The sequence below is a fragment of the Rhodococcus sp. NPDC059968 genome, from assembly GCF_042738615.1.
Lineage (GTDB): Bacteria > Actinomycetota > Actinomycetes > Mycobacteriales > Mycobacteriaceae > Rhodococcus_F.
On sequence record NZ_JBHWUE010000128.1, the window covers coordinates 1 to 24,526 of the forward strand.

The following is a 24,526-nucleotide window of genomic DNA, read 5'->3' on the forward strand; positions in this document are numbered from 1 at the left end:
CACCCTCGGTCCGAATCCGTTCTGCGGAAGGATCGTCCTGCCGCACGGCAAATTGGTAGTGAGACCGTGTGTCGCCGCCGTGCCCGCGAGCGCAAAAGAATTCTTGTCGGCGTGCCCGGTCGTCGGCAAAGCAGCGCGGAGCGGTGCCGCGGCAGCACTGCTCCTGTCTCGACGTCCATGCCCTCAGCAGTGCCTCATGGCATCTCGAGTGTTCTTTTCATCGGTAGGTGTATACATCGATCATCCGTCTTACCTTGTCCAGCGCTTCGCGCAGGGTGTCCAGATTTGTCGAGCCGAGCGCCAGCCGGAGCGCGTGCGGCACGTGTGCGGACGTGGCGAACGGTTCCGCCGTGGACACCGATACGTGTTCGCGCAGGAGTGCGGCCGCTATCTGGTCGGCCCGTACTTCCTCGGGCATGGGGAGCCAGAGGAAGTACGACGACGGATGGCTGACCTGAGGTTGCCCCGCTAGAACGTCGCGAGCGATCGACTGCCGAATCCTCGCGTCCTCACGCTTTTGTGTCTCCAGCCTGGCGACTGTGCCGTCGTCGAGCCACTGGCACGCGATCGCCGTCATCACCGCGGGGGCGTTCATGGTGGTGGCGCGGATCGCGCGCCCGATTGAGGGGGTCAATGATTTTGGGGCAGTAACGAATCCGAAACGAAGGCCGGCCGCGACGCTCTTGGAGAGTCCAGATACGTAGGCGGTCCTTTCCGGTGCGATAGCGGCCAGTGGGGGTGGTGACTGCTCGGCCAGGAAGGCGTACGCGGCATCCTCGATGATGAGCAGTCCGTATCGGCGCGCGATCTCGACCAACTGCTCGCGGTGGTTCACCGTGGTCACCCATCCCAACGGGTTGTGGAGCGTCGGCATTGTATACACGGCACGGACCGGCCGCGTCGCGCAGAGTTGTTGGAGGGCGTGGAGATCGGGTGCGTGGCCCGCCGCGGGCAGTGGTGCCAGTTCCAACCGGAGCGCGCTGGCAAGCACCTTGAAGCCTGGATAGGTCAGGGCATCGACCGCGACGACGTCGCCGGGCTGCAGCGTCGCCATGACGGTGGTGGCCAATCCGTGCTGAGCGCCATTGACGATCAGTACCTGATCGATGCCGACCGGCAGCCCGTTCCGCCGCAGATGGCGGGCCACTGCGGCCCGCTCGTCTGGGCGCCCGCCGTGGGGTTGGTAGCGCAACAAGGCCTCCAGGTCACCCGAAGATGCGAGCTGGCGCAATGTCCGTCGCAGCATATCGGCCTGGCCAGGTAGTGCGGGGTAGTTGAAGTTGAGATCCACCACGTCCGCAGCAACGGCCTGCTGGTCGATGTCGTGGGTGGGCGCCAGCGCGCGAACAAACGTGCCCCTGCCGGGTTCTCCACTCACCAGGCCCATGGCTTCGAGCTCGGCATAGACCCGCGACGCGGTCACCAAGGCCAGCCCTTCGGTGGCCGCGAGTTGGCGATGGGTTGGCAGCCGCGTCCCGGACGGCAACCGCCCCGCCCGGATGTCGGACGCCAACGCATCGACGATGCTTTTGTATTTCGAGACTGCCACGCCCCAATTGTATGCATGACAATTTTTTGATTGTATTGGATTGGGGTTCTACGGTCTCTGGTAACACCAGGAAAGGCCACCGTCATGCATATCGCCATCCTCACCTTCGAGGGCTACAACGAACTCGACTCCCTAATCGCGCTCGGTGTTCTCAACCGAGTCAAAAAAGCCGACTGGCGGATATCGATCGCCAGTCCTGAGCCGCGAGTCCGTTCAATGAACGGTGTGGTCATCGAGTCGATGGCTACCTTGGAAGAGGCCAGCGCAGCGGACGCGGTCATCGTGGGCAGCGGTCGCCATACCCGCGAAGTTGTCGCGGACCAGGAGTTGATGGCGCGGTTGCGACTCGACCCGTTTCGGCAATTGCTGGCGGCACAGTGTTCGGGGACGTTGGTGTTGGCCAAGCTCGGACTGCTCGACGGTGTCTCCGCCTGCACCGATGTGACAACCAAACCGTGGGTCCAGGAGGCCGGAGTCGACGTGCTCAATCAGCCTTTCTTCGCCAAAGGCAACGTCGCCACCGCAGGCGGTTGCCTTGCATCGCAATACCTTGCGGCCTGGGTAATCGCCCGCTTGGACAGTGTCGAAGCGGCCGAAAGCGCTCTGGACTACGTGGCTCCGGTCGGTGAGAAGGAAGTGTACGTGGCACGCGCGATGCGCAACATCAGCCCATATCTGCACGATGAATTGGCCACGGTGCCAGCTGGGCGCAACGGCTGACCGAACTTGTATGCCCAGGGTCATCACCTGCAGCTGATCACCGATGGCGAGCGCTACAACACTGCACATCGATCTTCCGAATCGACATTCCCAGAGCAGTGCAGGTCCGTAGGCGGGCACAGCTGCCGTAGTGGTCGGCACCGCATCCTCTCACTGCTCGTCCCGAACGCTCACGCACGATTGTTCGGTGACATCGATACCCCTTTTGTCGCTTCGGTTTTCGTTCGTGCTAGCCAGGCGAGGGCGAGCATCGACAAGGTGGTGTGGGCGTACCAGGCGCGGTAGGTGCGCACCTGGTACTGGTCGAGGCCGGCCTCGTTCTTGCCCCGCTGGGCTGGTATTCGGTGATGTGCGAGAGGAACATCCGGGTCATTGGGGTGGGCAGGAAGTCGGGTTCGGAGCGCACCCGGCCACCGGTCCCCGGGTAGGGGTATGACCCGGCCCGATTTCCGGGATGGGCAAGGTGCTCTGTCGGTTACACCTTGTCGACCTCGGTGGTCTCGTCGAGGTCATCGATGAACCGGCGTGCGGAGACGCGACCGCGTCGGGGTAGGCGGTGATGACGACGGTTTTGTCGACGAGCGAGGTGGAGCTGAGCGAGGCGCCGGCAGATCCCATGATCGCCCGCCGGGGCGAACGGCCGCTGCGAAACGCTGACCTGCAGGGGTACCGTGGGCGAGGGTACGTGAGATGAAAGTGACGGTTTCATGGCTCCCGGTGGCAAGGCGAACATGGGAAACCTTCCCCACGAGCTGACGAGTTTCGTCGGTCGTCGCCGTGAGATCGCCGAGGTTCGCAGTCTGCTTTCCGTGTCGCGGCTCGTGATGTTGACCGGTATCGGGGGGGTAGGAAAGACCAGGCTTGCACTGCGGGTTGCCGCTGACTCCCGTCGCGCATTTCATGACGGTGTGTGGTTGGTCGGGCTGGGCGAACTGCACGATCCTCGTGCTGTCGTCGAGACAGTGGCGTCAGTCTTCGGATTGGGCGAGGGTAGGGGCGCATCACCCGAGGGACTGCTCGTCGAGTATCTCGCGTCGCGGGAGTCGCTGCTCTTACTGGATAACTGTGAGCACCTTGTCGAACCGGTCGCGGACCTCGCTCTGACCCTTCTCCGTGCCTGCCCGGACCTCCGGATTCTCGCGACCAGCCGGCAACCACTCGGAATCGGGGGAGAGGTGGCGTTCCGGGTGCCGTCACTGACGATGCCGGAACCGAACCAACCGATGGCCGTCGGCGGGGGACTTGGTCACTACGAGGCGACAAGCCTGTTCGCCGAACGTGCGGCCACTGTGGTCCCGGGATTCGCTGTCACCGACGACAATCAGGACGTCGTCGCGCGGATCTGCCGTCGACTCGATGGTCTGCCGCTTGCGATCGAGCTGGCGGCGGTGTGGCTGCGGGTGATGTCTGCGGAGCAGATCCTGCAACGGCTGACGGATCGCTTTGGTCTGCTGACGACGGGCAGTCGCGGGGCGCCGACCAGGCAGCAAACTCTGGCCTGGTGCATCGATTGGAGTCACGAGTTGTGTTCTCCGGCAGAGCGAGCGTTGTGGGGGCAGCTGGCGGTGTTCTCGGGAAGCTTCACCCTCGACGCCGTCGAAGGCATCTGTACCGACATCGCGGGCGCGGACAAGGTAGTGGATGTGGTGGCGTCGCTGATCGACAAATCGATTCTGATTCGGGAAGAGGTCGCCGGATCGGTGCGGTACCGGCTGCTCGAGACGCTACGCGACTACGGAATGGAACGGTTGCAGGAGACCTCCGAGTTCGCATCGCTGTTGCGGCGGCACGGGGACTGGTACGAACAGTTGGTGCTGCGGGCGGAGTCCGACTGGATCAGCCCACAGCAGGTGGCCTGGCTCGCGCGCCTCGACGCCGAGCAGTCCAACATCCGTGCGGCTCTGCAGCTCTGCCTGACCGGCCCGTGTGACACGGATGCGGGGCTTCGCATGGCGGCGGCGTTGTACCCGTACTGGCGGGTGCGGGGCAGGATGCGCGAAGGTATGCGGTGGCTCGCACAGCTTCTGGCAGTTCAGGACAGCACACCCGGTATGGAGCGGATCAAAGCGTTGTACGTGCTCAGCGTGCTGTCCGGGCTACACGGCGACCCCGATGCGTCGGCACTCTATGCCGAACGTGGGGCCGCCCTGGCGGCGCAGCTCGGCGATCGTACCGGCGGGGCACTGATGGCCGATGCCGCCGGCCATCACGCGCTGTTCACCCGGGATGCCACGACGGCGGTCGAACACTTCGATTCCTCACTCGCCGTCTTTCGCACGGATGGCAACCTGCTGTACATGATCTGGTCGCTGTTCGGGCTCGCGCTGGCCAGTGACGCGGGAGGAGACTTGATCCGGAGTGAGGAGTGTCAGCGGGAGATCCTGGCACTCACCGAGTCGCGCGGCGAGACCGTCTACCGGGGGTGGTCGCTGTGGGGTGCCGCGATGACCGCCTGGCAGCGTCGCGAGTACTCCCGTGCGAAAGACCTGGTCACGCAGGGACTGCAGCTCGCACGTGTGGTCGATGACCGCATCAACGCCGTGGGGTGCATGCAGGTCCTCACCTGGAACGCGATGAATGACGGTGCTCCCCGGCGCGCCGCCACGCTGATGGGTGCTACCGAGGCCCTCTCTCAGACGGTGGGGAGCCCGACTACCATTTACCCGAACCTGCGCGTCCACCCCGCCGAGTTCGAGCGAAGGGCACGCAGAATGATCGGTGACCTCGCGTTCGAGACGGAGTTCCGGCACGGCGCCGGGATGCTGTTCGAAGACGCCGCAGCGTACGCTCTCGACGAAAAGGTCCAGCCTGACACCTCAGTCGAGCCGGGACCGATGAGTCTGACGCAGCGGGAACAGCAGGTAGCCGAACTTGTCGCCGAGGGCCTCACCAACAGAGCGATCGCTGCCAAGCTCGTCATCTCGCAACGCACCGCGCAAGGCCACGTGGAGCACATCCTGTCCAAGCTCGGATTCACCTCCCGCACGCAGATCGCGGCCTGGAGCATCGAACAGAGACAGCGTGACCAGCCCTGATCGCAGACCGCAATGCTTGCGAAACAGCGTCCTGCACAGGAAGGATCGGCTCGATGCCGGCTGAAGAACATTCAGCCAACTCACAAGGGCCGGGCCCTTTCTCAATCAAGACACGGGGTGTGGTCGGAGGGCACCCTGCCCCTACCAACCTGCGTAGAGCCCCCAAAGCGCATGGGCACAGCAAATCTGTGATGGCGATCGTTGAGGCAAATCGAGGTTGAAATGCGGGGACCTGGGCACCCTCGTGGGCGGGCGGTGGGATATGTAGCGTGACGGTCACGTTGTCCTCGAGGAGTTATCGGAAGATCCTGCGACGTCGGATGACATGTTCTTGCGCGGGCCGTCGATCAAGCCCTGTAGGTGCGACGGACCGTAGATTCGCTCGGGAGTCGTGACGACTTGCAGAAGCTGGGTCAAGTAACATTTCGCAGCACCTCGGAGTCGGCTGGTGTACTCCCCGAAGTCGATGGAGAAGGCGGCTGCAACGTTTTCCGGCGCGGGCCCGCCGAGCGGCGCCCAGAGAAGCGCAAAGTCGAGAATGTCATTGTCGTTATGGCTGTTCCACATTTTCTCTGCCTAAGTTGTTCACGCTGAACCCCTTCGCATGTCTTGAGAGTTCGCGAATTCGCGGGTTCGTCCTGCCGACCAGGACAGTGCCGGCGTCGATCACTCGGTCGACGAGCACCGCCTGTGCGGGGAAGTGATCACGGTACGCACGCGGTCGTTGGAAGTGTCCTTTGACGGAGAACGGCACACCCGACAGGGCGCCCTGTTCGGTGTCGGTGGTAGCGCTGCGGTCGCGTTGTTCGGCGCTCTCAACTGCCATTGCGGTACAAGCCGTGATGTCCCGTGCGGCTCGGTTTCAGCCTTGATGATCCGATCAAGGGGATCTTCGGTGACCTGCACTGCAGTCCTGTCACCGCTCGTGATGGAGTCCCGGCTCTGGATCGCGACCAGGTGCTCGTGGGCTTCCCCGTTCAAAGGATCGGTCATCGTCGGCTTCACTTTCGTTGTTCCGCCTGCAAACAGACGTCAGAGTTGTGCCACCTGCGGCCGCTCGGCCGGCGTACGCTACCGAGCGGCTCACAAAACGGTTTTCGCAATGGATCAGGTTTGGAGACTGTCTCTTTCGCGGGCTGTGATGTCCCGGTGCAGCGCCAGCGTTTCGCGCACAGGGACGCGAGCGACCGCCGAGATGATCCCGCCTTGCCCTCGCCGTCTATCCGAACAGATCCTGGAACTTCTGCCAACCGAGACCCTCGAAGAGCAGCCCAACCGCGTGTCCTGCCATGGCTCTTATCGTCCGGCGAAGACGTGGTGCTCCTCGGGGGTATCGCCGGTCGATTCTTGGATCTTCATTGTGGTCAGGTCAATGCCCTTTGTTTCGCGCATCGTTGTCAGCAAGACGGAAGCCATCAGCATGAGCGCAACCAGGTACGCCGAGAAGACCCATTGCATATCGATTGAGGTCAGCCAAGTATTCAGGTAGGGGGCTGTGCCTCCGAATACGCCCGATGCCAACGACGTCGTAATTCCGAGTCCTACGGCGCGCATCCGGGGCGTGACATTCTCGGACAGGATCGCTGGCCAGATCGAACCAATCGCTGCCCAGAACACCAGCGCAATGAATTGCGCAGTGAAGAGCGAAATCGGATTCGCATTGAGAACTTGCGCCAGAGGGAAAGTGATGACGGCGAATCCTACGGTCGCGATGAGAGCAACCGGTTTCCTGCCAAAGCGGTCAGACAGCAGACCGAACAGCGGGAAGAACGCCAGGGTCAGAGTCTGCGCGGCGAGGCTTGCAGCAAAAGCGCTCCTCGAGTTCATGCCCAGGCTCGTTATTGCATAAGTGGAAGCGAAGCTGAGCCACGTGTAAAAGGCGACGTTCGTGGCGCCGAGGATGCAGAACAGGCGGACGAGTTGCAGGACAGCGTCGCGCTTCTGCTCGGCGCTCATCGGGATCGTGACGGTTTCTGCGGACTCCTCAGACTTTTGGGTGAGTGTCTCGCCGACCTCGGTCTCGACGGAGTTCATTCGCAGGCGCAGGGCATACACAGAGAGAATCGCACCCACAATGAACGGGATTCGCCAACCCCAAGTGCGGAGGAAGTCAGGTTCGAGCACATTGGTCAGGATGAAACCGGACAAGGTGCCGGCGATCGCTCCGACCGACACGCTCGCGAAGACCGAACTGGACCAGAGACCGCGGCGGCTGTTCGGGGCGAGCTCGCTGACGTAGATATACGATGCCGACGTTTCGCCGCCGTAGGCGAGGCCTTGGAGGAGACGAACGAAGGTCAGCAGGATAGAGGCAGCAACGCCGATCTGCGCGTACGAGGGTATGAGCGCCAGAAGTAAACTGCCGAACCCCATCAGAACCATGGACCACATCAGTGCGGTTTTCCGGCCGCGCTGGTCGGCTATGCGCCCGAAAACAGCGCCACCGATGGGACGGGCCACGAAGGCGACCGCGAAGATCGCGAGGGTCAGGAGGACTCCCGAGGTGGGATCACTGGCGCTGAACAGCGACTTGGCGATGAACGGCGAAAACGTCGCGTAGATCGTCCAGTCGAAGTATTCCAACGTGTTGCCGATCAGAGCCGATCGTAACGAGCGGCGAAGCTCCGTGCGCCGTTCATCGGGTTGGGGGGTTGCGAAGGGTTCCATACGTGACTTTCTCAACGTGTCTCCTCGAGTGTCTCAGAATTTGGGGCGCACCAGCGAGTTCCGGGCCAATTCTGGCCGGTGATCGCTCTGTCGGGTCCTCGTCGTGGACGGCGGCGTACAGCCGTGTGAGGCAGAATTGCCCGGCCCGCGCGATCTGCTCGGCTGCGCGCCGGCTACCGGGGCGCTCCTGCCGGCCGTGCGATCGGCTCGGCGCTGTGGCGCGGATTCGGATGGTCCGCCAACGTTTATGAACACTGGCCCGTCCTTTCGTTGAACCACCCGGCAGCATGATTGTGACGCCACATTCATATTATGAGGTGGTGCAGATCACGCTGTCAATAGATGCCCGGACGATCGTTGCCGGTGGAGAAGGCAGCGCCCGGTAGTGACCCACGCAAATTGAGCAATAGTCAACTCTACGTTGATATTTCATGCTCGATCCAATACCGGCGAACCACTCCAGCTGAACCCGTCCCTGCGGGACCCAACCCGCGCACCGCCAACTACACCACTTGGGACACGCGCCGAGGGTGGGCGGGTACGGGCGTGCCGTGGAGCGCACCGTGTCGTTCCACTCGCCGTGGAAGTCGTGACGTGTGATCGCTAGGGCGTCAACGTCGTTCATCGTGCATTACGCCGATGGGGTACTGGTCGGTGTCCAGAACAGAACACAGTGGACGGTCAGTCCTGTGGTCGTGGTGGTGTTGCCGATCAGGTCGACGATGTCCGATGGGGTCTCGAGCGGTCGTCCGCCGGTTCGAAGTGGTCGCGTGAGTTTGGCCGAGTCGACATCTCTCCCCAGGCCTGGCCGGTGACGCCGTGCGGGACCGGCACGAAAGTGCACGAGGGGCCTAGTGTTCACCGTGGACATATAGCGATGGTCAGGCGCGGCGCGAGGAACGCTCGATTCCCAGCACCGGCGTTGGTGACCATCACGTTTGACGCAGGTGGCGGTCATGGTCCGCAACGGCTATCGACTCGTGACCGGCGACATCCGGCCCTCAGCAACGCAATTCGAACTCTCATGCCACTTACGCTGGGACCGGAGCGGTGCGAAAACTTGGCCGTCCCGGCAGCCAGCAGAGCGGACAAACGCGATCCCGACTCTGCCGTGGGCACCGTAACCGGCATGACGGTCCTTCACCTCGAGGCAGCGGAACCCTCTTGTTGGTGTCACATCCTGGCCACCGCTGGCCATCCGGTGACCACCGAGCGCTGGTCGTCACCCGAATCCGCTCCGGGTCGTCTCGTTCCTCGGATCAGACTCGCTCGATGATCGTGGCATTGGCCAGGCCACCAGCCTCACACATGACCTGGAGACCGTACCGGCCGCCGCGCTGCTCCAGGACGTCGAGGAGGCTGGTCATCAGCCGGGCACCCGACGCTCCTAGTGGGTGGCCGATGGCGATGGCGCCACCGTTGATGTTGACTTTGGACAGGTCTGCGCCGATCTCCTTCTGCCAGGCCAGGACCACCGAGGAGAAGGCCTCGTTGACCTCGAAGGCGTCGATGTCGTCGACGCCTAGTCCTGCCCGGGCCAACACCTTCTTGGTCGCCGGGATGATCCCGGTAAGCATGAAGATCGGGTCGTCGCCAGCGACGGCGAAGGAGTGGACGCGAGCTCTCGGCGTCAGACCGAGCCGGGTTGCGGCCTCCTCGCTGGTCACCAGCAGTGCGGCGGCCCCGTCGTTGACGGGCGAGCTGTTGCCCGCGGTAGTCTTCCAGTCCACATGCGGAAACCGTGCTTCCCAGTGCTCGTTGCGGAAAGCCACCCGGAGCCCGGCCAGGGACTCGACGGAAGAATCGGGCCGGATCGTTTCGTCGGTGCGGAGGTGGTTGACGAAGCTCACCTGGCCGTCCAACAGGCCGTCCTTCCACGCCTTCGCTGCTCGTTGGTGAGACGTAGCGGCGAACTCGTCGAGCTGCTGGCGTGAGAGGCCCCATCGGTCCGCAATGAGTTCGGCACTGACGCCCTGCGGCACCAGGCCGTCGGCATAGCGGGCGTTCACCTTCGGGCCGGCGAAATCCTTACCCGCGGTCTGCGACCCAATTGGGATGCGGCTCATCGACTCCACACCGGAGGCGATCGCCACGTCATACGCTCCCGCGATGACCCCCTGTGCGGCGAAATGCAGGGCCTGCTGACTGCTGCCGCATTGACGGTCGACGGTCACACCCGGAACCGAATCGGGGAAGCCGGCGCCCAGCAGGGCCCAGCGCGCAGTGTTGGCCGATTGCTCGCCGATCTGGCCGACTGCGCCGCTGATGACGTCGTCGACCAGCGCGGGGTCGATGCCTGTTCGATCGACCAGTGCGCGCAGCACGTGGGCATGGAGGTCGACCGGATGGATCTCAGAATAGGAGCCGCCCGGCTTGCCCTTGGCGAGCGGCGTTCGGACAGCGTCGACGATGACGGCAACGGTCATGACGGTTCCTTTCACGATGTCTGTCCATCCTATCGAAGTTAGTTGGAAAATCAAACCCACTCGCTTCCTTGTTCACCTCGCTCGACACGGCACCAACGAGGGACAAGCGCACAATGCTGAAACACGTGGCCCTGACCGCCGACGTGCGTGAGGTCGGCGAGGCGGGGTGCGCGAGGGGGCGACCACCGATTCAGCGAAGTGACGGCGCCGGCTCGTTGTGGGGAAACGCCACCTCCGTGTTCCGGCTTTCCTGGGTGAGCGACCCGGGCTTCACTGACAGGAATTGGGTTTCCGGCACCGACTCGGGTGAGGGATCAGTTCACCACGACCACCTGGGGCAAGAAGTGCGAACCGTTCGCGGCGCACATTTGGTGCGGACGCCGGAGCCGTCCGCGTGTTCATGGTGATCTGGGAGAAAGCCGTCGGGCGATCTTGTTTCACTTGGCCCGGTGGCGGGTGGCGGGTGGCGGGTGGCGGACGGTGATGTCCAGACCGGTTTCGCGGCGAGCTTGGCCGGCTCGATCTTCCAGGCGCGGATCCGGTATCCGGTGGAGCTGCCGTCGGCGCAGATCGGCAGCTGGTGGGCCTGTGGGTAGCGGTCGCGTCCGGTGCCGTCTCACCAGCGGGGCGGTGTCTGCACGGGCCGACGGGCGCACCGCGTGGTGTGCCCGTCGGCGCTCGCTCACACCAATGGCCTCCGGCCGATGTCCGGCGTGTGGCCGACCGTGCAGGACGCCGACAGGGTGAGCGCTGTGGCACGGAAAGTGCCGGAACTACACGGTTTCGGGGACGTGTTCCTCGCGCCGCGACGGGGCGAGGGTTTCGCCGCCGAGCATGTGCTCGACAAACCATTCGGTCGCCGCGCGACTGGTCTGCTCGAAATGCTTGGTGTAGGTCTGGAAGTGGCCGCCCGGGTGGATCACGACCTTCTTGGGTTCGCGTGCGCTGGCATACGCCTCCAGCTGAATCTCCGGGAACGTGCAATTGTCTTCGCGGCCAACAATCATCAGCCACGGCTTCGGGCTCAGATGCGGGATCCATCCTGCGGGCTCGAATTCGATCATGTGACCGACCGACCGGACTGTTACCTCGTTCTTCCAGGACGGAGCGCCCTCGATGCTGAGCTCGATGAACCTGGGATGCACCACCGGCGGCAGTGCACACAGCGCGTCGGGGTCGGAACCGAAGACGTCGATCATCGCCGGTGCCGCCCCCTTCAGCCTGGCCTTGCGATCCTCGTGGATCAACTCGGTGATCTCTCGGCGTTGTTCGATGGTGAACATCTCACGCCCGTTGCGGTGACCGCTGACGTTGGGAATCTGGGAAACAACGCACCGCACGCGCGAATCATTAGCTCCCACAACGACCGCCAGGCCACCAGCGAAGCTCGATCCCCAGATCGCGAATCCGCGTTCGGCGTCGACCTGAGGCAGCGAGGCGGCGTGGGTGATGGCGTCACGCCAGTCCGCGATCTGCTGAGGGGGATCGACTTCCAGCCGTGGCGTGCCCTCCGATGATCCGAAGCCGCGGTGGTCGTAGACAAGCACGGTGAAGCCTACGGAACAGAATGCCGCGGCATAATGATCGATCTGTTCTTTGACCCCGGAAAACCCGTGGGCCATGACGATACACGGGGCCGGCCCAGTCCCGGATGAATGTAGATACCCACGCAGGACGGTCCCGTCCTCGGTGGCGAACTCGATGTCTTCGCGCACGATTCTCCTCAGGTAGCAGCGCATCAGCCATTTTATGAACATGGCGTCATGTTTGACATTAAGAACCTGTGGCGGTCCTGTCAAGACCGGCCACCGCGGCCAGCGAAAGGTTTGCCATGTTCGCCGACCGTCATGGCTCGAGCTGCAGCAATAGCAAGTCATGCTTCACGGGCGAAACGGCCAGTCCGCCCAAGTTTCGTTGTCGCCCGAGAGTGCGACAGACACTGCCTGCGGTGGACGCGAAGCCGGGGTGGCCGTGACGCTACGACGAGCATCAGTTGGTGAGAAGTACGCCGCGGTTCCTAAATACCCTGCGCCGCAGCGCTTCTGGTGGCCGCTCCGAGAGACGCGCGTTCTATGTCGAGGCCGTGCGTCCGCGCGCTCGTGCCCTGTGTGCCGTCGGCACGACCGACTGCGAACACGACCGTGCGGTCGCACGGAGTCGGCGATCGCGAGGGGCGCCGCGAGGACGCCGACCGCGGCGACAAGGTGGCCGAGTTCGGCGTGGCGTCAGCAGCGCCGAGTGTCTGCCCCGGGCCCCGGTGATCGCGAGGGTCTCGGCCAGCAGATGCGGCACTGGGTCTGGCGGCCGGATCGTTCCGTGACGGCACCCGGGTCGCGGGCCTGGCTCTTGCGCGGGGTCGGGATGTGATGACCGCAGTTCGGTGTCGTTACGTCGAGCTATCGCCCAACCTCATGGATCGGACCCAGATGGCGGTCATCGCGTCGGCGATCTCGTCGTCTGCGTACGGATGCCCGAGGGAGAGCCAGTTGTAGGAGAAGTTGTCGACCATTGCGACCAACAACCCCGCCATCGTCCGCGGGCTGAAGTCGGCTGGGCACAGTCCGTCGGATTGCCAGGCCTCGATGCTGCGTGCTGCGCGGTCGACAAATCGCTCACGAATCGTTCGGCGCAGCTCGGCGAACTCGTCGTTGAAGGTGGCGACCTGTTCGATTACACGCATGATGTCCGCGTGGGCGCGGTAGGCGAGTATGTACTGGCGATTGTCGTGTGCGATCACGGTGGCGGGGTCCGAGGCCTCTGGGCGGTCCGTTCGCAGGGTGTCGAGGAATTCTTCGATCACCTCGTCGGTCACGGCTTTGAGGGCCGTCTCCTTGGAGTCGAAGTAGATGTAGAAGGTCCCGTTGGCGGAGTCGGCGGCAGTGGCGATGTCGGTGATGCGAGTCTGGATGAACCCCTTCTCGGCGAACACCGCGCGTGCCGCGCGGACCAGGCGGGCTCGCGTGGCAGCGCCTTTTCGCGTGGCGGGCCCCTTTATCGCGCCAGGTCGATCGGGGTGCGTGTTTTGAATCGTCACGGCTCTCCTTCGGAATTTGACGCCACAATCAAGTCCATACCAGCGCGAACTCGATGTCAAACAACCATCCCACGAGGGGGGGTTGACATCCTCTACATCCTTCCCCAGACTAACACCAGAACATGACGCCACATTCATAAATGGAGGATTGATGCTCAAGATCGTCGCAATGTTCAACTTCCGTCCGGACATGACCCACGAAGCGGGGCAGCGCTACTGGAACGAGGTGCACAACGACGTCGTGCGCCGTTGTCTGCCGGAGTGTCGAAAGTACATCCAGAACGTCAGTGTGCCCGTGCGTAGCCAGGCTTGGGACTTCGATGGCGTGTCGGAGTTGTGGTTCGACGACATGGACGCGATCAAGCGTTCCTTCTCGGGTCCCCTGAACGACGAACTCGTCGCCGATGAGGAGAATTTTGCAGTGAACAAGCGTTGGATGATCGTGACGGAGAACCCGATCTTCGAGCAGGCAGCCGTCGGCGGAGCCCTCTGACACTCGGGCTTCTACGCTCGCCGATGATCCGGGTCGCCGCACCGCTGCCGCTGCGGCGACCCGCGAGAGGAATGGAATGAACGAGTCGTTCGTCGCCGAGTTGTACGGCGCGAATTTCGAAGGTCTGCGACTGGGTCAATGGTATGACCGTCCCGGTCAGGAGGTGGTGTCCGGAGCGGAGTTTCGGGCTCGTGTGGTCTCGAAGGCAGCGGAATTGCGCGATCACGACGTCGGGCAGGGGCAGGTTGTAGCCATACGCGAAACGACCCCCTTGCTGTTCGCTGTCAACTACCTTGCCGCCGGTAGCCTCGGCGCAGTCGTGCTGCCGATCGAGCGAAGCCTTACCCCCGACACCGAAGCGGACCGGCTGAGGCAAACCGGTGCGGTCGCGTTGATCGACGGCACCGGTTTCGCCCCGATTGCTGCCACCACAGAACTGACGCCGCTGCCTGCCGGGACCGCCCAAATCCTGTTCACCGGAGGCACGACCGGAACACCGAAGGCCGTGCTGCAAACGCGACGCGGAATGGTCGCCAATGTTCGAGCGGTAGCCGAATGGAGCCGCTACGGATCCGGCGACGTGGTTCTCGGCACGCTGCCGTTGTTTCACTGTTATGGCATCTTTTGGACGATTCTCGCGCCAATGTTGACCAACGCGTCGGTGGACGCCTTCGGGCGTTTCTCCCGGTCCGCGATGGAGCAGGATTTGCCTTCCCCGACAGCGTGGCCCACTGTTCCAGCGGCGGTAGAGATGTTGTTGCGATCTGCAGTCGGTGAACGCATCGATTGGTCTGGCCTGCGCTTTTGCATGGTCGGCGGAGCGCCTTCTGCTGGAGATCTGTCCGAGCGCTTTCGAGCGGTCACCGGTAAGCCTGTCCTCAACAGCTATGGCGCGACGGAAGCCACTTCGTTTGTCAGCGCTCCCGATATGGCCACCCGAGCTCAAGAGCCCGGCGATGTCGGTGCCCCGGCTGCTGGCGTCCTCGCTCGCGAAGGCACCCGGCACGGCGAGTTCTGCGAACTCGAACTCGGCGGCCCCGCGATCATGACCGGCTATCTCGGCGATCCCGAGGCGACAGCTCGAGCGCTCACACCCGACGGTTGGTTACGAACCGGGGACCTGTTCGAGCTGAGTGCCGCGGGAACGATCGTCTTGCGTGGGCGTCTGCGTGCCTTCATCAACCGCGGCGGCGAAAAGATCGATCCCGGGACGGTCTGTGCGGCCGTAGTTCGCCACCCTGGGGTATCGGATTGCGTTGCGTTCGGGGTTCCGGACGAAACATTCGGCGAAGTCGTCGGGTGCCTGATCGAATCGAAACAAGACCTCGACATCGCACAGATTCGTGAGTTCCTGTCATCACTGTTGCGCCCGTACGAGGTCCCCTCCGTGATCCGCACGGTCGCCAAGCTCCCACGCAACGCCGTCGGCAAAATCGCTCCGGATGGAGCCAGAGCTCTCTTGTCCACGGCCACCAGCTGACCGCCGGCACCCAGCCGGTTCCGATTCCCATCCCGAGGGCTTTCGCATCTCTGTCCGCGGCACCTGGCGACGATCAGCCCTGTCAGGTCTGACGGGGCTGATCAGTGCGCTGGTACGTCGATCGGGCGGGCCCAACAGCTCTGCGCGCCGACCGCCGCGAGATGCCCAATGTTGAGACAAGCATGTCGACAGCGCGGCGTGAGGCGGCGGGCTCCGTAGTTTCCCCGGGCCGCCTCACACAGCGCGTCCTTCGCGAGTGCGGCCTCGGCCAGCAGTGGCTCGAGGTCGCCATGCTGCTCCCGCAACTCCGGAAGTTCCTGCACCGCATCGGTGTCCATCCCGCCGGACTGGTGGCGCCAGTTGAACAACCGTCGCCGCCGACACCCCGTGCTCGGCAGCGATCTCCTCAGAGTTCTTGCCCGCCGCGGCGAGCTCATCGCTCCGGCGTAGCTTGTGCACGATTTCCTCCGCGGAATGGCTCTTCTGTCCAGCCATGATCTCTATCGTCCTTCCTGCTCCTGCCTGGAGCAACAGGACCCTGAAACCGAGTGGCCCCGTCCGCTGGGGACACGCCACGAGGACCAACCACACTGCCGCCCAACGCGGGTGGCGCGCCTTGCCCGACGACGTCACGGCCGAACAAGCCCAACAGAGAGTCGACGAGTTCTGCCGGCTGCGCGGCGACAACGTCCGCCTGCATCGTACCGCCGGCGGCCGTCCACGGTGCCCCCGTGGCCGGCCGAGCCGTTGACGCTGCCCCCGGCTACGTCGTATTCGGCGATTCTCACCGAAACCCGGACAGTGTCGCGGCGCGGGTCATCGTCACCCGGGTCCTGGCGTCGAGCTTCTTGCGGTTCTCGAACAGTGCGGGTCGAGTGCCGTGATCCTCGTCGCGAGCCGTACCGCCTCCGATCGGCACGTCTGCAACGTGTCATGCTCACCTCCGCTACGTCAGGCCGCGCTTGTCGAAATCGGCTTGCTAGTCAGAGGCTTTCGCGCATCGACCCCGAGATCGTCGGTACGGGTCGAGGCGGTCAGGGCGTTGATCGCACGGGGACGTTCGGAGGTCATCGGTTCCCGGGCCACGACGAGAACGCGCATTGCCCCACGGGGGCCGTCCGCTCGGTCGACGTAGCCGGTCGATGTCGGCGGCCGGCACCGAACGTGCGATCCGGCCAGCGTCGAGAGCGTCGGTCTTGCCCGCACCCGCCGATCCGCCGGCAATGCAGAGGGTTCGACCACCGGCAGTTCGGCACCGTAAGAGCCGACGCCTTCGATGACCACCAAAGTGTGGTGTGGTCGCCCACGCGCGACGACTGATTCATGCCCCTGCTCGCTCCAGCCCGGACGTGCTCGTAGGAAACATCGATTGGTCGACTGCTCCGGTTGCGGCGGTGAGCACCGGCAGCGAGTGGGTAGCGGCGTGGGAATCAACCCCGATGACGAACTCGTCCTGATCTGCCGCGATAGGCGGCGGATTCCTTCCTGGGGCCGACGTCGTGTCGGCGTGGGCCCGGGATGAACACTTCGAGGCAGGCCTGGTAACGGGCCACGACCACCCGCACATGGGTCTCATCACGGTGCCGGCCTCGAGCAGGCTTGAAGATCAACCACCGAAGCGAGACCGGGTCGGCGTCGCCGTCTCGCCCGAGTGGGCGGATCCTGGAAAGTGCACCCTGAAAGGGGCGATGCGGTTCAAGGGCCACACTCAGTCGCGGCGACGACCGATCCTGCCGGCCAGCCCCGGGCCAGTCACTAGACACACTTACAGGCGGTTCCCGCCAGCGGATACTTGCGGTGATTCGGGTTGTCCGGGGGTCTCTTGAAGCTGGGTATTCGGTGGGCGATCAGTCGGATTCAGGATCGACCTGAATCAGGATTTTTCCCATGGCAGAGCGAGATTCGAGTTTCTCGTATGCGCTGAGAAAGTCCTCCATCGGGAACACGCCGTCCACCACCGGGCGTAGCCGTTCGGTACGCACGAGCTCGACCAAGTCGCGCTGAACCTCCGGCGTCCATCCCGTCGCGCCCCGGATCTGCAATTGCAGACTCCACACGTACCGAAGGTCCAGATCCACCATGTGTCCGGCCAGGGCGCCGCAGGTCAGGATGCGACCGCCAGCGCGAACGCATCGCAATGCTGGATGCCAGGTGTTTCCTCCCACGAAGTTCACCACGACATCAACGCCGGGTGAATTCACCGCCGTATGTCCGGGAAGATGAGTCTCACGATCGATTGCACTCGGTCGCCCATACAACTCGTGGCAGGCCGACATCACATCCTGCTCGGATGTATCAATCACATGCTTGGCCCCCAACATGGACACGTACCGCGCTTTGCTCGCAGATCCCACAGCCGCGATGGCGGTCATCCCGTGCGCTTGCGCCAGCTGCACCACTGCAGTCCCGACGCCACCTGCCGCGCCCAGGACCAGGACCGTCTCACCCTGCTTGCATTCTCCGACGTCGAACAACATGTGCGCCGCGGCACCGTAGGCGGTGGGCAGTGCGGCCGCATCCCTCAACGCCACTGCCGCGGGGACCGAAACTAGCTGCGACATATGGCAACGCATCAGTTCCGAGAGGCCTCCCAATGCGGACTCACCGTTGATGCCCTCACGCGGATGCGTCGGGTAGACCACTACCCGATCGCCCGGCCGCCAACCAGCTTGCTCCGCGATGCGACCGGCACGCTCCACCACCCCGGCGACATCTCCCCCCGGCACCATCGGAAGCGGGTTTCGCACCCGAGGCAGGCCGCGCAAGGCCAGCAGATCGACCGCATTCAGCCCCACATATGACACCCGGACCACTACCTCGTCGTCGGCCGGTTCCGGATCGGCGATACGGCGAAGTGCCAGGCGTTCGAGCCCGCCGTGTTCGTTGTAGGTGACACCCAGCATCAGGCCAACTCCTTCTGGCACGCGCCGTCAATGTGACGCGATATTCATTCATGACAGAGGGCAACCATACCCGAAAAGCAAACATGGCGCCATATTCATATTTCGCTTTGTCCTACTGGAACCGGCGTTGCGCTGCGCGGCGCCGGTGTCGCGAGATGGCTGGTGTTTTCGCGCGTGGCGAGGCCGGGCTGGTCGGGGGGCGGCTCGAGCAGAATGGGCGGGTGAGTTCGGGCCGGTTTCCGGGCAGTCGGGTCTGGTCCGGTCGATGGTGGAGTAGTGCGAGGGTCGGTGGGTGTGGACGTCGATTGATGCTGTGCTGCACCGGGAATCCCGAGGAAGCTGCTGAACGATCGGCAAGACCGCAGGTGCGCCAGGCGGACAGCGGGCACGTGGTGCGCGCGCTCCAGGTCGCGCCCAACGCTGCTGGCAAGATGAAGCCGGGGGCACGCTGCTGCTCATGGGTGGCACCGGCGGCCGGCGCATCGGTCACGGTCTGGGGACCGCCTCCGCAGCCACTGCCGGGCTGCCTCCGTTCACGGCGGCCCTCGCGCTCGAGCTCGCGCCGGTACGCGTGAACCTCACCGCCGCCGGCTTCGTCGACACCCGGTCGTCGGCGTCGCTGCTCGAAGATCGACTCGAGGAGCGACGAGCCGAGCTGCGGGCCCCTCCCGATCGGCGGCGTCGTCGGCCGCGCCGACGTCGCTGCGCTCGCGGTCCACATCATGAGTAACACCGCACTCACCGGCGCGACGTTACGACATCGACGGCGGGCAGCAATTCGTATCACACACCACGTCGGTGGACGTCGAGCCGGAGCACGACGCCCGCGGGGTACCCGTGGCGCGGCCTGATGACATGCACGTCACGAAAGTGAGGTGATGGTCCACGGACAGCAATCTGTTGCTGACGACCCGACCTTTCCGAACGCCTCGACTCGTCCCGGGGGCACGCGAGGAGGCGAACGCTCCGGTGCCCGACGCACCGTGATCTCGGGAGGTCCGAGCGTCGGTCGAACAGGGCGCGATGACCCGACGGCACCTTCGAGCGTTTCGGCGATCGAACCACGATCACGGGGTGTACATGGTTCCGTACCCGAGGGAGTGGGCGCTCGATAGTGCTGCCGTGCTTGGATTGCGGCTCACATGGGGGCACATGGCGGTGGTTTCCGTCATACGCCCCCACGGGTGGTTACCTCTGGTGGGCCGTTTGGTCGCTGGCGTTACGGGCTTCGATCGCTGTGACTGTCTTTGCGAAGGCCTTTGCCAGCACGCGTGTACCGACGGTGCCGAGCACCGCGCTGAGCACTCGTCCCTTGAGGTTCTTGCCCTCGCGGACGACGACGGCGTCGATGTCGGTCGTCCCGTCGGGCATCGGGTCGAGGGTGTAGGTGTAGCCCGAGCGACCTCCGAACACGTTGGAGTCGGTGGTCGTCATGACGACGCGGCGGGGATCGGACCAGTCGTAGTGCAGCCGTTCCCAGACACCGCCCGAGCCCTCGGTGACGTCAGCCTCGGTGGGGCCGCGGTCATACACCTGGAGGTAGTCGTCGGCGCTGTTGCCGAACAGGGTCGAGCGTTCCGGCCCGAAGTCGGTGAGTGCGTCGACGAACTGCTGGGGTGTCGCGGTGGTCGTCTGGTGGAGATGGATGGTGGACATGGTGTCTTCCTTACTGTGTGAGGGTTTGTCGGGGGGTGCACTGTTCTCGGCGCGCACGCCTTGCTGTCGGCCATGACGGCCGCTGGTGGGGTCGTCGGGGTCGCTCAGATGGGCAGCTCGATTCCGGCCTGTTCGGCGACCATGTATGCGGCGTACCACTCGGGCCAGTTCTTGTCGTACCGTCCGGTGCGCTGCTCATGCTCACCGTGGGCGATCGCCGCCCGGACAAGGGCATCCATCAGGCCCTGGTGGGAGCTGAATGTTGTTGCGGTGGTGTCGATGCGTCCGGGTAGTCGGGTGGTGACTTCCTGCAGCTGCCAGGTGTTGCCGTCGGGGTCGGTGAAGGTCGCGTAGGAGTTGTAGCTGCGCCGGTCCGGGTCGGCTCCGGGGACTGGGCCGTTCGGGCCGAGGTGGTAGATGTCGGTGACGTCGACGCCGGCGGCGACCAGCTGCTGGTGGGCGGTGGTGATGTCGGAGACGATCAGGAAGGCCTTGGCGGAGCCGGGCGCGGCGGTGGTGAGGCCTCTGCCGAAGTGGATGGAGGTGGCGGCGCCGGGTGGGGTGAACTGGACGACGCCGGAGCCGGGCGGGGTGACGTCTTGTCGCCAGCCGAGCCTGGTGTAGAACTCGGTGGCGCGGTCGACGTCGGCAACGGGGAGTACGAGGACCTCGAGTTTGAGGTCGACTGTCGCGACATCAGGGGTGGTTGTCGCTGCGCTGGGTCGGGTTTCGGTGGTGCTCATGATTGCCTTCTCGACGGGTGTGTATTGGGGGACTCGGCGGGTGTTGTGCACCGCTACCGGCGGTGGGGGTTGTTGTTCTGCGGGAAGCTGACTCCGAATCGACTGGTGACGAACGGTGCAGGGTGGGGGCGCCTTACGTTTGGACGCTGCTGCTGTTTCAGTCGTCGAGGAGGATCTGGTCGAGGATGGTGGTTTCGGTGCGTCGGTCCTGACGTTGGTCGCGTTGCCGGTCGTGCCGGCGGTGTTGCTGCATGGTGTTGTCGTGGTCGCGGGGGATGGCGTGCGTGACGACGGCGGCGGGTTCGGGGTTCGGTGTGGCGGCTGCGACGCCGGCGGGGAGCAGGCCCAGCGTGGTGGCGGTGAGTGCAACGGTGGGGAGGCGCCTCCACGAGGTACTGGTGGCGGGGCGGTTGATCTGGTGGAGCTGTGTGGTGCTCATTGCGGGGTTCTGTCCGAGTGCCGTGGGCCGCGTCCGCGACTATTGCAACCGTGTCGGCGAGGGCTGGGAGTGTTACACCGCGGGGATCAAGCGTGGTGTGATCTACGACATATCGAGCCGTGGTGGGCATGCGGTGCTCTGAAGTGAAGACGCGGTCCCGGGGGTTTCCGCCGCTTTCGCCGGGGCGGCACTGGAGGGCGCGATCCACCATGCGGATCGGGGTCGATGCAACGCAACGGGGCGGACTTAAGAGCCGGGCCCCACCTTTCACGGTTCGTCGGGTGCGGCTTCCGTCGGTGCGGGTGCACCACAGCGTGCCGGTGCGTCCAGGGCGGCACGCAATTCGTCGGGGAGGCATCCGATGCGAGCAGCGGGTGCTTGTTGATGGGGATGCCGCAGTCGACAGCCAAGGGCGCGAGTGGATTTGCGGCAGCGGGTGGTCGGGCGGGAGAACGTCGCGCACCTTCGGCCACCGGCGGCGGACGCGGCGGCGCCTTCCCCCAGGTGCGGGTGCTGGGGTCGGGGCAGCCGGTGCGTGCGTCCCTAATTTGCATCGACGCGTCCGTTCCCGTGGTACTCAGCGATGGCGGTACCGAACTCGAGTTCGGTTCGGGAGCGTTCCTGCATACCGCGTTCCATGAGAAGGGCGACGCGAGCTGCGCCGTCCTGGTCGTGGGCGAGCAACTGAAAGAATCCGGAGTCGACCTGCACGTCTTCTTTCGGGGGCAATGCAGCAGCGTTGATCCGGCGCTTCGCCAACCGCACGGCAGCTTCGGGGAAGCCCGCGATGCGTTCCGCGAGCGCGGTGACCTCCGACATCAACTCGGCATCGGGCAGGCTGGCGTTCACCAGCCCGATCCGCTCGGCTTCATCGGCCTTCCAGTCTTCGCCGCCGAGGATGAAGCGCATGGCATGTCCTCTACCGGCGAGGCGGACGATATGTTGGATGGCGCCGGCACCTGGGTACACGCCTACTCCCACCTCGGGTTGCCCGAGGATGGCACGTTCCTGCGAGGCGAAGCGCATGTCGGTGGCAAGCGCGAACTCGTTGCCTGCACCACGAGCACGGCCTTCGAGCACGGTGATCGTCACCTGCCGGGCTTCACTCAACCGGCGGTAGAGCGCGCCGAGACTGATGTCGTCGGGTCCTCCAGATCGCGCGGCCTCGTGCGTGTAGGCGGGGATGTTCTTCATGTCCACGTGCGGCATGAAAAAGTCGGGGTCGGCGCTGCGGAAGACGACAACTCTCACTTGGGGGTCAACATCGAGTTCGTCGAGCAGGTCGATCAGGTCCCGAACGAACGGCTGATCGATCAGGTTGATGGGGGGATTGTCAATCGTCGCGTAGAGGACCCTGTTGCGGATCTCTGTTCGAATTATGTTGAACGCGTAGGCCATTGTGTCCTCCTTGGAGCGCAAAAGTTGATTGCTTTTCGGAACCAACATGGTCGACGCTACCCGAGTCGGTTGCAAAACGCAATCAACCTCACAGTCCAGAGCGCTGACATCGAGACGTCACACTCGCGGGCTCGGACCGTCACGCCTGTGGGAGAACGCCGTGACCCTCCAGTCCAACTGACGCGCCCGCAACTACGTGCCGACCGACTGATCGCCCGGATCTCCCTACCCTCCGTGCCTCATGGTTCCCCGGCAACGGCACCATCACGCCCAGGGGCCTCGCACTGGATGCATATGAACAGGCCCGCGAACCCAAGCGGCTCCATACTGTCCCGGAGGCCACTTCGATTCTTGCCTTTCTGGATTCGAAGTGAACATCACAGCCCGCGATCGGCTTCTTCAAGCACCACCGATAACTCACCGGCGCCCACCCGGGGTGTGGTGCTGATCGGATCGCATTCGCACGGCACCGCGCTCGGTCCGGTTGTCGAGTCCCGCTCATGGTAATCTTGGTATGGAATTGCAACTAACCTTACGGGGGTGAGATGAAGCGACCGCAGCTAGCGCAATCAGCGTGCCCCATCGACCGATCCCTCTACGAGATCGGAGACTCCTGGACCTTCATGATCCTCAGGGACGCGATGCATGGAGTGAAGCGATTCACCGACTTCCGCCGCCATATCGGAATTGCAAGCAACGTCCTCAGCGTCCGCCTGCAGAATCTCGTCGACAAGGGAATCTTCGAGGTCCAAGAGAGCGCACTCGGCAACTCGCACGAGTATGTCCTGACGGAGAAAGGCCGCGACTTCCACGCCGTCTTGTCCGCACTGCGACAGTGGGGGCAGAAGTACCTCTTCGACGACGGGGACGAGATGACTCGCGTCGTCGAACGCGCAACCGGGAAGCCACCCGCAGAAATGGTGCTGACATCACAAGGCGGGCAACCTCTTACGCTTGAGGACATCACGGTCGTGCCGATCACAGTGAACCGCCACGCTGAGACCTGACCAATGTGAGGTGGCGTACGAAATGTCGGCTGACTAGGGCAGCGAATCGCACCAGATTCAGCCCGTTCACACGAACAAGGACCTGATTCCGTGAGGAGCACCGAACCGCAATCGTTTACGATCGACATCCCGGACAACGATCTTCAAGATCTGCGCGCACGACTGCGCAACTCTCGCTAGGGCGACGACTTCGCCAACGAATCCTGGGACTACGGCGTCGAGAAATCGTGGTTGCAAGGTATGGTCCGACGAATTCGATTGGCGCGCAGAAGAAGCGCAAATAGACATGTATCGCCACTGCAAGGCCGAAATCGACGGCACCCCGATCGACTATCTCCACGTCCGAGGCAAAGGGCCGAACCCGAAGTCCTCACACGGCTGGCCGTGGACGTTCTGGGACTGGAAGGAGGTCGTAGACCCAACTCGGGTATCAATGCTTTTGCGGTGATTAGGGCCGGCCCGCGTCGGGGCCGAGGTTCCGATGAACCGGCGTAGGGGGAGGCGTGTACCGACGAACGGCTCGGTCAGGCTGGGTTGGGGACTGGCCGAGTCGCCTGCGGAGGAGCTCAAAGCAGGTCACGAACCTGTTCGAGCGCGGTGGTGACTTTTGCACGCGCGGCGGTGTCGAGCCCGCGTACCGGCTGCGGGAGATTGGGCGATTCGACGAGGCCGAGGTGTTCGGCGATGGCGGATACCACGCGCAGGCTTCCATGGGTACGGAACAATTCCCAGATGGGTTCGAGTCGATTCGACAGCGCGGTGGCGGTGTTCCGGTCGTCGTTTTGAGATGCGCGGGTAAGGGACAGGCACGGCTTGGGAAGCACCCCGGCAAGCACGCTGTACCAAACGTCGCATCCGGCGTTGAGGCCGGTCGCGGCGGAGGCGTCTCCGCTGACACCGATCGTGACCGTCGACGGTATGTGAGATCGGAGGGACTGCACGCGAGAGGCTGCCTCGACAAGGTCAACGGGGACAC

General features: G+C 64.0%; 21 protein-coding genes and 1 pseudogene. 8 read left to right on the plus strand and 14 right to left on the minus strand.

Features of this window, described 5'->3' with window-relative positions:
- Positions 1-217: 217 nt before the first annotated feature.
- The gene (locus ACFWAY_RS47455; protein WP_378515559.1) at positions 218-1,549 is read right to left on the minus strand and encodes a PLP-dependent aminotransferase family protein; all 1,332 of its coding nucleotides are present in this window, start codon (positions 1,547-1,549) and stop codon (positions 218-220) included.
- Between the two features lie 84 nt (positions 1,550-1,633).
- Here ACFWAY_RS47455 and ACFWAY_RS47460 point away from each other — a divergent pair, with 84 nt between their 5' ends.
- Complete coding sequence (locus ACFWAY_RS47460) at positions 1,634-2,269, plus strand: DJ-1/PfpI family protein (protein ID WP_378515560.1); 636 nt, start codon at positions 1,634-1,636, stop codon at positions 2,267-2,269.
- A 170-nt stretch (positions 2,270-2,439) separates the two neighbouring features.
- On the opposite strand, the pseudogene ACFWAY_RS47465 reads toward ACFWAY_RS47460, so the two are convergent.
- Positions 2,440-2,601, minus strand: a pseudogene (locus ACFWAY_RS47465) (IS701 family transposase); the annotation flags it as partial.
- A gap of 375 nt (positions 2,602-2,976) precedes the next feature.
- On the opposite strand from ACFWAY_RS47465, the gene ACFWAY_RS47470 reads away from it, so the two are divergent.
- Positions 2,977-5,304, plus strand: coding sequence for an ATP-binding protein (locus ACFWAY_RS47470; protein WP_378515561.1), 2,328 nt, complete (start codon positions 2,977-2,979; stop codon positions 5,302-5,304).
- Between the two features lie 1,296 nt (positions 5,305-6,600).
- On the opposite strand, the gene ACFWAY_RS47475 is transcribed toward ACFWAY_RS47470, so the two are convergent.
- Positions 6,601-7,971, minus strand: coding sequence for an MFS transporter (locus tag ACFWAY_RS47475; protein ID WP_378515562.1), 1,371 nt, complete (start codon positions 7,969-7,971; stop codon positions 6,601-6,603).
- Positions 7,972-9,230: 1,259 nt separating this feature from the next.
- Positions 9,231-10,397 carry a thiolase family protein gene (locus tag ACFWAY_RS47480; RefSeq protein ID WP_378515563.1) on the minus strand — a complete coding sequence of 389 codons (1,167 nt, stop codon included), beginning with the start codon at positions 10,395-10,397 and terminating at the stop codon, positions 9,231-9,233.
- Between the two features lie 449 nt (positions 10,398-10,846).
- Between ACFWAY_RS47480 and ACFWAY_RS47485 the strand changes: the two genes are divergently transcribed.
- The gene (locus ACFWAY_RS47485; RefSeq protein ID WP_378515564.1) at positions 10,847-10,993 is read left to right on the plus strand and encodes a hypothetical protein; all 147 of its coding nucleotides are present in this window, start codon (positions 10,847-10,849) and stop codon (positions 10,991-10,993) included.
- A 177-nt stretch (positions 10,994-11,170) separates the two neighbouring features.
- Here ACFWAY_RS47485 and ACFWAY_RS47490 read toward each other — a convergent pair whose 3' ends face one another.
- Together ACFWAY_RS47490 and ACFWAY_RS47495 are read right to left on the minus strand one after the other, a co-directional pair.
- Positions 11,171-12,112: an alpha/beta hydrolase gene (locus tag ACFWAY_RS47490; protein ID WP_378515566.1), complete on the minus strand. Its 942-nt coding sequence runs from the start codon at positions 12,110-12,112 to the stop codon at positions 11,171-11,173.
- A 671-nt stretch (positions 12,113-12,783) separates the two neighbouring features.
- Positions 12,784-13,431: a TetR/AcrR family transcriptional regulator gene (locus tag ACFWAY_RS47495; RefSeq protein WP_378515568.1), complete on the minus strand. Its 648-nt coding sequence runs from the start codon at positions 13,429-13,431 to the stop codon at positions 12,784-12,786.
- 151 nt (positions 13,432-13,582) lie between these two features.
- Here ACFWAY_RS47495 and ACFWAY_RS47500 point away from each other — a divergent pair, with 151 nt between their 5' ends.
- Positions 13,583-13,924, plus strand: a complete 342-nt coding sequence (locus tag ACFWAY_RS47500; RefSeq protein WP_378496962.1) for an EthD domain-containing protein — start codon at positions 13,583-13,585, stop codon at positions 13,922-13,924.
- 76 nt (positions 13,925-14,000) lie between these two features.
- The gene (locus tag ACFWAY_RS47505; RefSeq protein WP_378515569.1) at positions 14,001-15,404 is read left to right on the plus strand and encodes a class I adenylate-forming enzyme family protein; all 1,404 of its coding nucleotides are present in this window, start codon (positions 14,001-14,003) and stop codon (positions 15,402-15,404) included.
- Between the two features lie 101 nt (positions 15,405-15,505).
- Here the strand turns inward: ACFWAY_RS47505 and ACFWAY_RS47510 are convergent, their stop codons facing one another.
- The 3 genes from ACFWAY_RS47510 to ACFWAY_RS47520 form a co-directional block, all read right to left on the minus strand.
- Positions 15,506-15,742, minus strand: a complete 237-nt coding sequence (locus ACFWAY_RS47510; RefSeq protein ID WP_378515571.1) for a hypothetical protein — start codon at positions 15,740-15,742, stop codon at positions 15,506-15,508.
- 446 nt (positions 15,743-16,188) lie between these two features.
- Positions 16,189-16,323: a hypothetical protein gene (locus tag ACFWAY_RS47515; RefSeq protein ID WP_378515572.1), complete on the minus strand. Its 135-nt coding sequence runs from the start codon at positions 16,321-16,323 to the stop codon at positions 16,189-16,191.
- A 928-nt stretch (positions 16,324-17,251) separates the two neighbouring features.
- Positions 17,252-18,307, minus strand: coding sequence for a zinc-binding alcohol dehydrogenase family protein (locus ACFWAY_RS47520; protein WP_378515574.1), 1,056 nt, complete (start codon positions 18,305-18,307; stop codon positions 17,252-17,254).
- Between the two features lie 457 nt (positions 18,308-18,764).
- Here ACFWAY_RS47520 and ACFWAY_RS47525 point away from each other — a divergent pair, with 457 nt between their 5' ends.
- On the plus strand, positions 18,765-19,037 hold the full coding sequence (locus ACFWAY_RS47525) for a hypothetical protein (RefSeq protein WP_378515575.1): 273 nt from the start codon (positions 18,765-18,767) through the stop codon (positions 19,035-19,037).
- A gap of 458 nt (positions 19,038-19,495) precedes the next feature.
- Here the strand turns inward: ACFWAY_RS47525 and ACFWAY_RS47530 are convergent, their stop codons facing one another.
- The 4 genes from ACFWAY_RS47530 to ACFWAY_RS47545 all read right to left on the minus strand — a co-directional run bounded on the left by ACFWAY_RS47530 (position 19,496) and on the right by ACFWAY_RS47545 (position 22,543).
- A complete protein-coding gene (locus ACFWAY_RS47530; protein WP_378515576.1) occupies positions 19,496-19,963 on the minus strand; it encodes a hypothetical protein in 468 nt (155 codons plus the stop codon).
- 104 nt (positions 19,964-20,067) lie between these two features.
- Positions 20,068-20,706: a VOC family protein gene (locus ACFWAY_RS47535; RefSeq protein ID WP_378515577.1), complete on the minus strand. Its 639-nt coding sequence runs from the start codon at positions 20,704-20,706 to the stop codon at positions 20,068-20,070.
- Positions 20,707-20,863: 157 nt separating this feature from the next.
- Positions 20,864-21,145 carry a hypothetical protein gene (locus ACFWAY_RS47540; protein WP_378515578.1) on the minus strand — a complete coding sequence of 94 codons (282 nt, stop codon included), beginning with the start codon at positions 21,143-21,145 and terminating at the stop codon, positions 20,864-20,866.
- A gap of 543 nt (positions 21,146-21,688) precedes the next feature.
- Positions 21,689-22,543 carry an enoyl-CoA hydratase/isomerase family protein gene (locus tag ACFWAY_RS47545; RefSeq protein ID WP_378515579.1) on the minus strand — a complete coding sequence of 285 codons (855 nt, stop codon included), beginning with the start codon at positions 22,541-22,543 and terminating at the stop codon, positions 21,689-21,691.
- A gap of 545 nt (positions 22,544-23,088) precedes the next feature.
- On the opposite strand from ACFWAY_RS47545, the gene ACFWAY_RS47550 reads away from it, so the two are divergent.
- Both ACFWAY_RS47550 and ACFWAY_RS47555 read left to right on the plus strand, forming a co-directional pair.
- Positions 23,089-23,550: a winged helix-turn-helix transcriptional regulator gene (locus tag ACFWAY_RS47550; RefSeq protein ID WP_378515581.1), complete on the plus strand. Its 462-nt coding sequence runs from the start codon at positions 23,089-23,091 to the stop codon at positions 23,548-23,550.
- A gap of 148 nt (positions 23,551-23,698) precedes the next feature.
- Positions 23,699-23,998: an epoxide hydrolase N-terminal domain-containing protein gene (locus ACFWAY_RS47555; protein ID WP_378515584.1), complete on the plus strand. Its 300-nt coding sequence runs from the start codon at positions 23,699-23,701 to the stop codon at positions 23,996-23,998.
- 118 nt (positions 23,999-24,116) lie between these two features.
- On the opposite strand, the gene ACFWAY_RS47560 is transcribed toward ACFWAY_RS47555, so the two are convergent.
- A partial coding sequence (locus tag ACFWAY_RS47560) for a dihydrodipicolinate synthase family protein (RefSeq protein ID WP_378515583.1) occupies positions 24,117-24,526 on the minus strand: 410 nt, incomplete at its 5' end.

What these genes read in the sequence shown, in the direction of transcription:
- ACFWAY_RS47530 (WP_378515576.1), bottom strand. Translation starts at nt 19,963, where the DNA reads ATGTCCACCATCCATCTCCACCAGACGACCACCGCGACACCCCAGCAG.
- ACFWAY_RS47535 (WP_378515577.1), bottom strand. Translation starts at nt 20,706, where the DNA reads ATGAGCACCACCGAAACCCGACCCAGCGCAGCGACAACCACCCCTGAT.
- ACFWAY_RS47460 (WP_378515560.1), top strand. Translation starts at nt 1,634, where the DNA reads ATGCATATCGCCATCCTCACCTTCGAGGGCTACAACGAACTCGACTCC.
- ACFWAY_RS47525 (WP_378515575.1), top strand. Translation starts at nt 18,765, where the DNA reads ATGGGTGGCACCGGCGGCCGGCGCATCGGTCACGGTCTGGGGACCGCC.
- ACFWAY_RS47550 (WP_378515581.1), top strand. Translation starts at nt 23,089, where the DNA reads ATGAAGCGACCGCAGCTAGCGCAATCAGCGTGCCCCATCGACCGATCC.
- ACFWAY_RS47510 (WP_378515571.1), bottom strand. Translation starts at nt 15,742, where the DNA reads ATGGACACCGATGCGGTGCAGGAACTTCCGGAGTTGCGGGAGCAGCAT.
- ACFWAY_RS47480 (WP_378515563.1), bottom strand. Translation starts at nt 10,397, where the DNA reads ATGACCGTTGCCGTCATCGTCGACGCTGTCCGAACGCCGCTCGCCAAG.
- ACFWAY_RS47470 (WP_378515561.1), top strand. Translation starts at nt 2,977, where the DNA reads ATGGCTCCCGGTGGCAAGGCGAACATGGGAAACCTTCCCCACGAGCTG.
- ACFWAY_RS47505 (WP_378515569.1), top strand. Translation starts at nt 14,001, where the DNA reads ATGAACGAGTCGTTCGTCGCCGAGTTGTACGGCGCGAATTTCGAAGGT.
- ACFWAY_RS47475 (WP_378515562.1), bottom strand. Translation starts at nt 7,971, where the DNA reads ATGGAACCCTTCGCAACCCCCCAACCCGATGAACGGCGCACGGAGCTT.
- ACFWAY_RS47500 (WP_378496962.1), top strand. Translation starts at nt 13,583, where the DNA reads ATGCTCAAGATCGTCGCAATGTTCAACTTCCGTCCGGACATGACCCAC.
- ACFWAY_RS47540 (WP_378515578.1), bottom strand. Translation starts at nt 21,145, where the DNA reads ATGAGCACCACACAGCTCCACCAGATCAACCGCCCCGCCACCAGTACC.
- ACFWAY_RS47545 (WP_378515579.1), bottom strand. Translation starts at nt 22,543, where the DNA reads ATGGCCTACGCGTTCAACATAATTCGAACAGAGATCCGCAACAGGGTC.
- ACFWAY_RS47520 (WP_378515574.1), bottom strand. Translation starts at nt 18,307, where the DNA reads ATGCTGGGTGTCACCTACAACGAACACGGCGGGCTCGAACGCCTGGCA.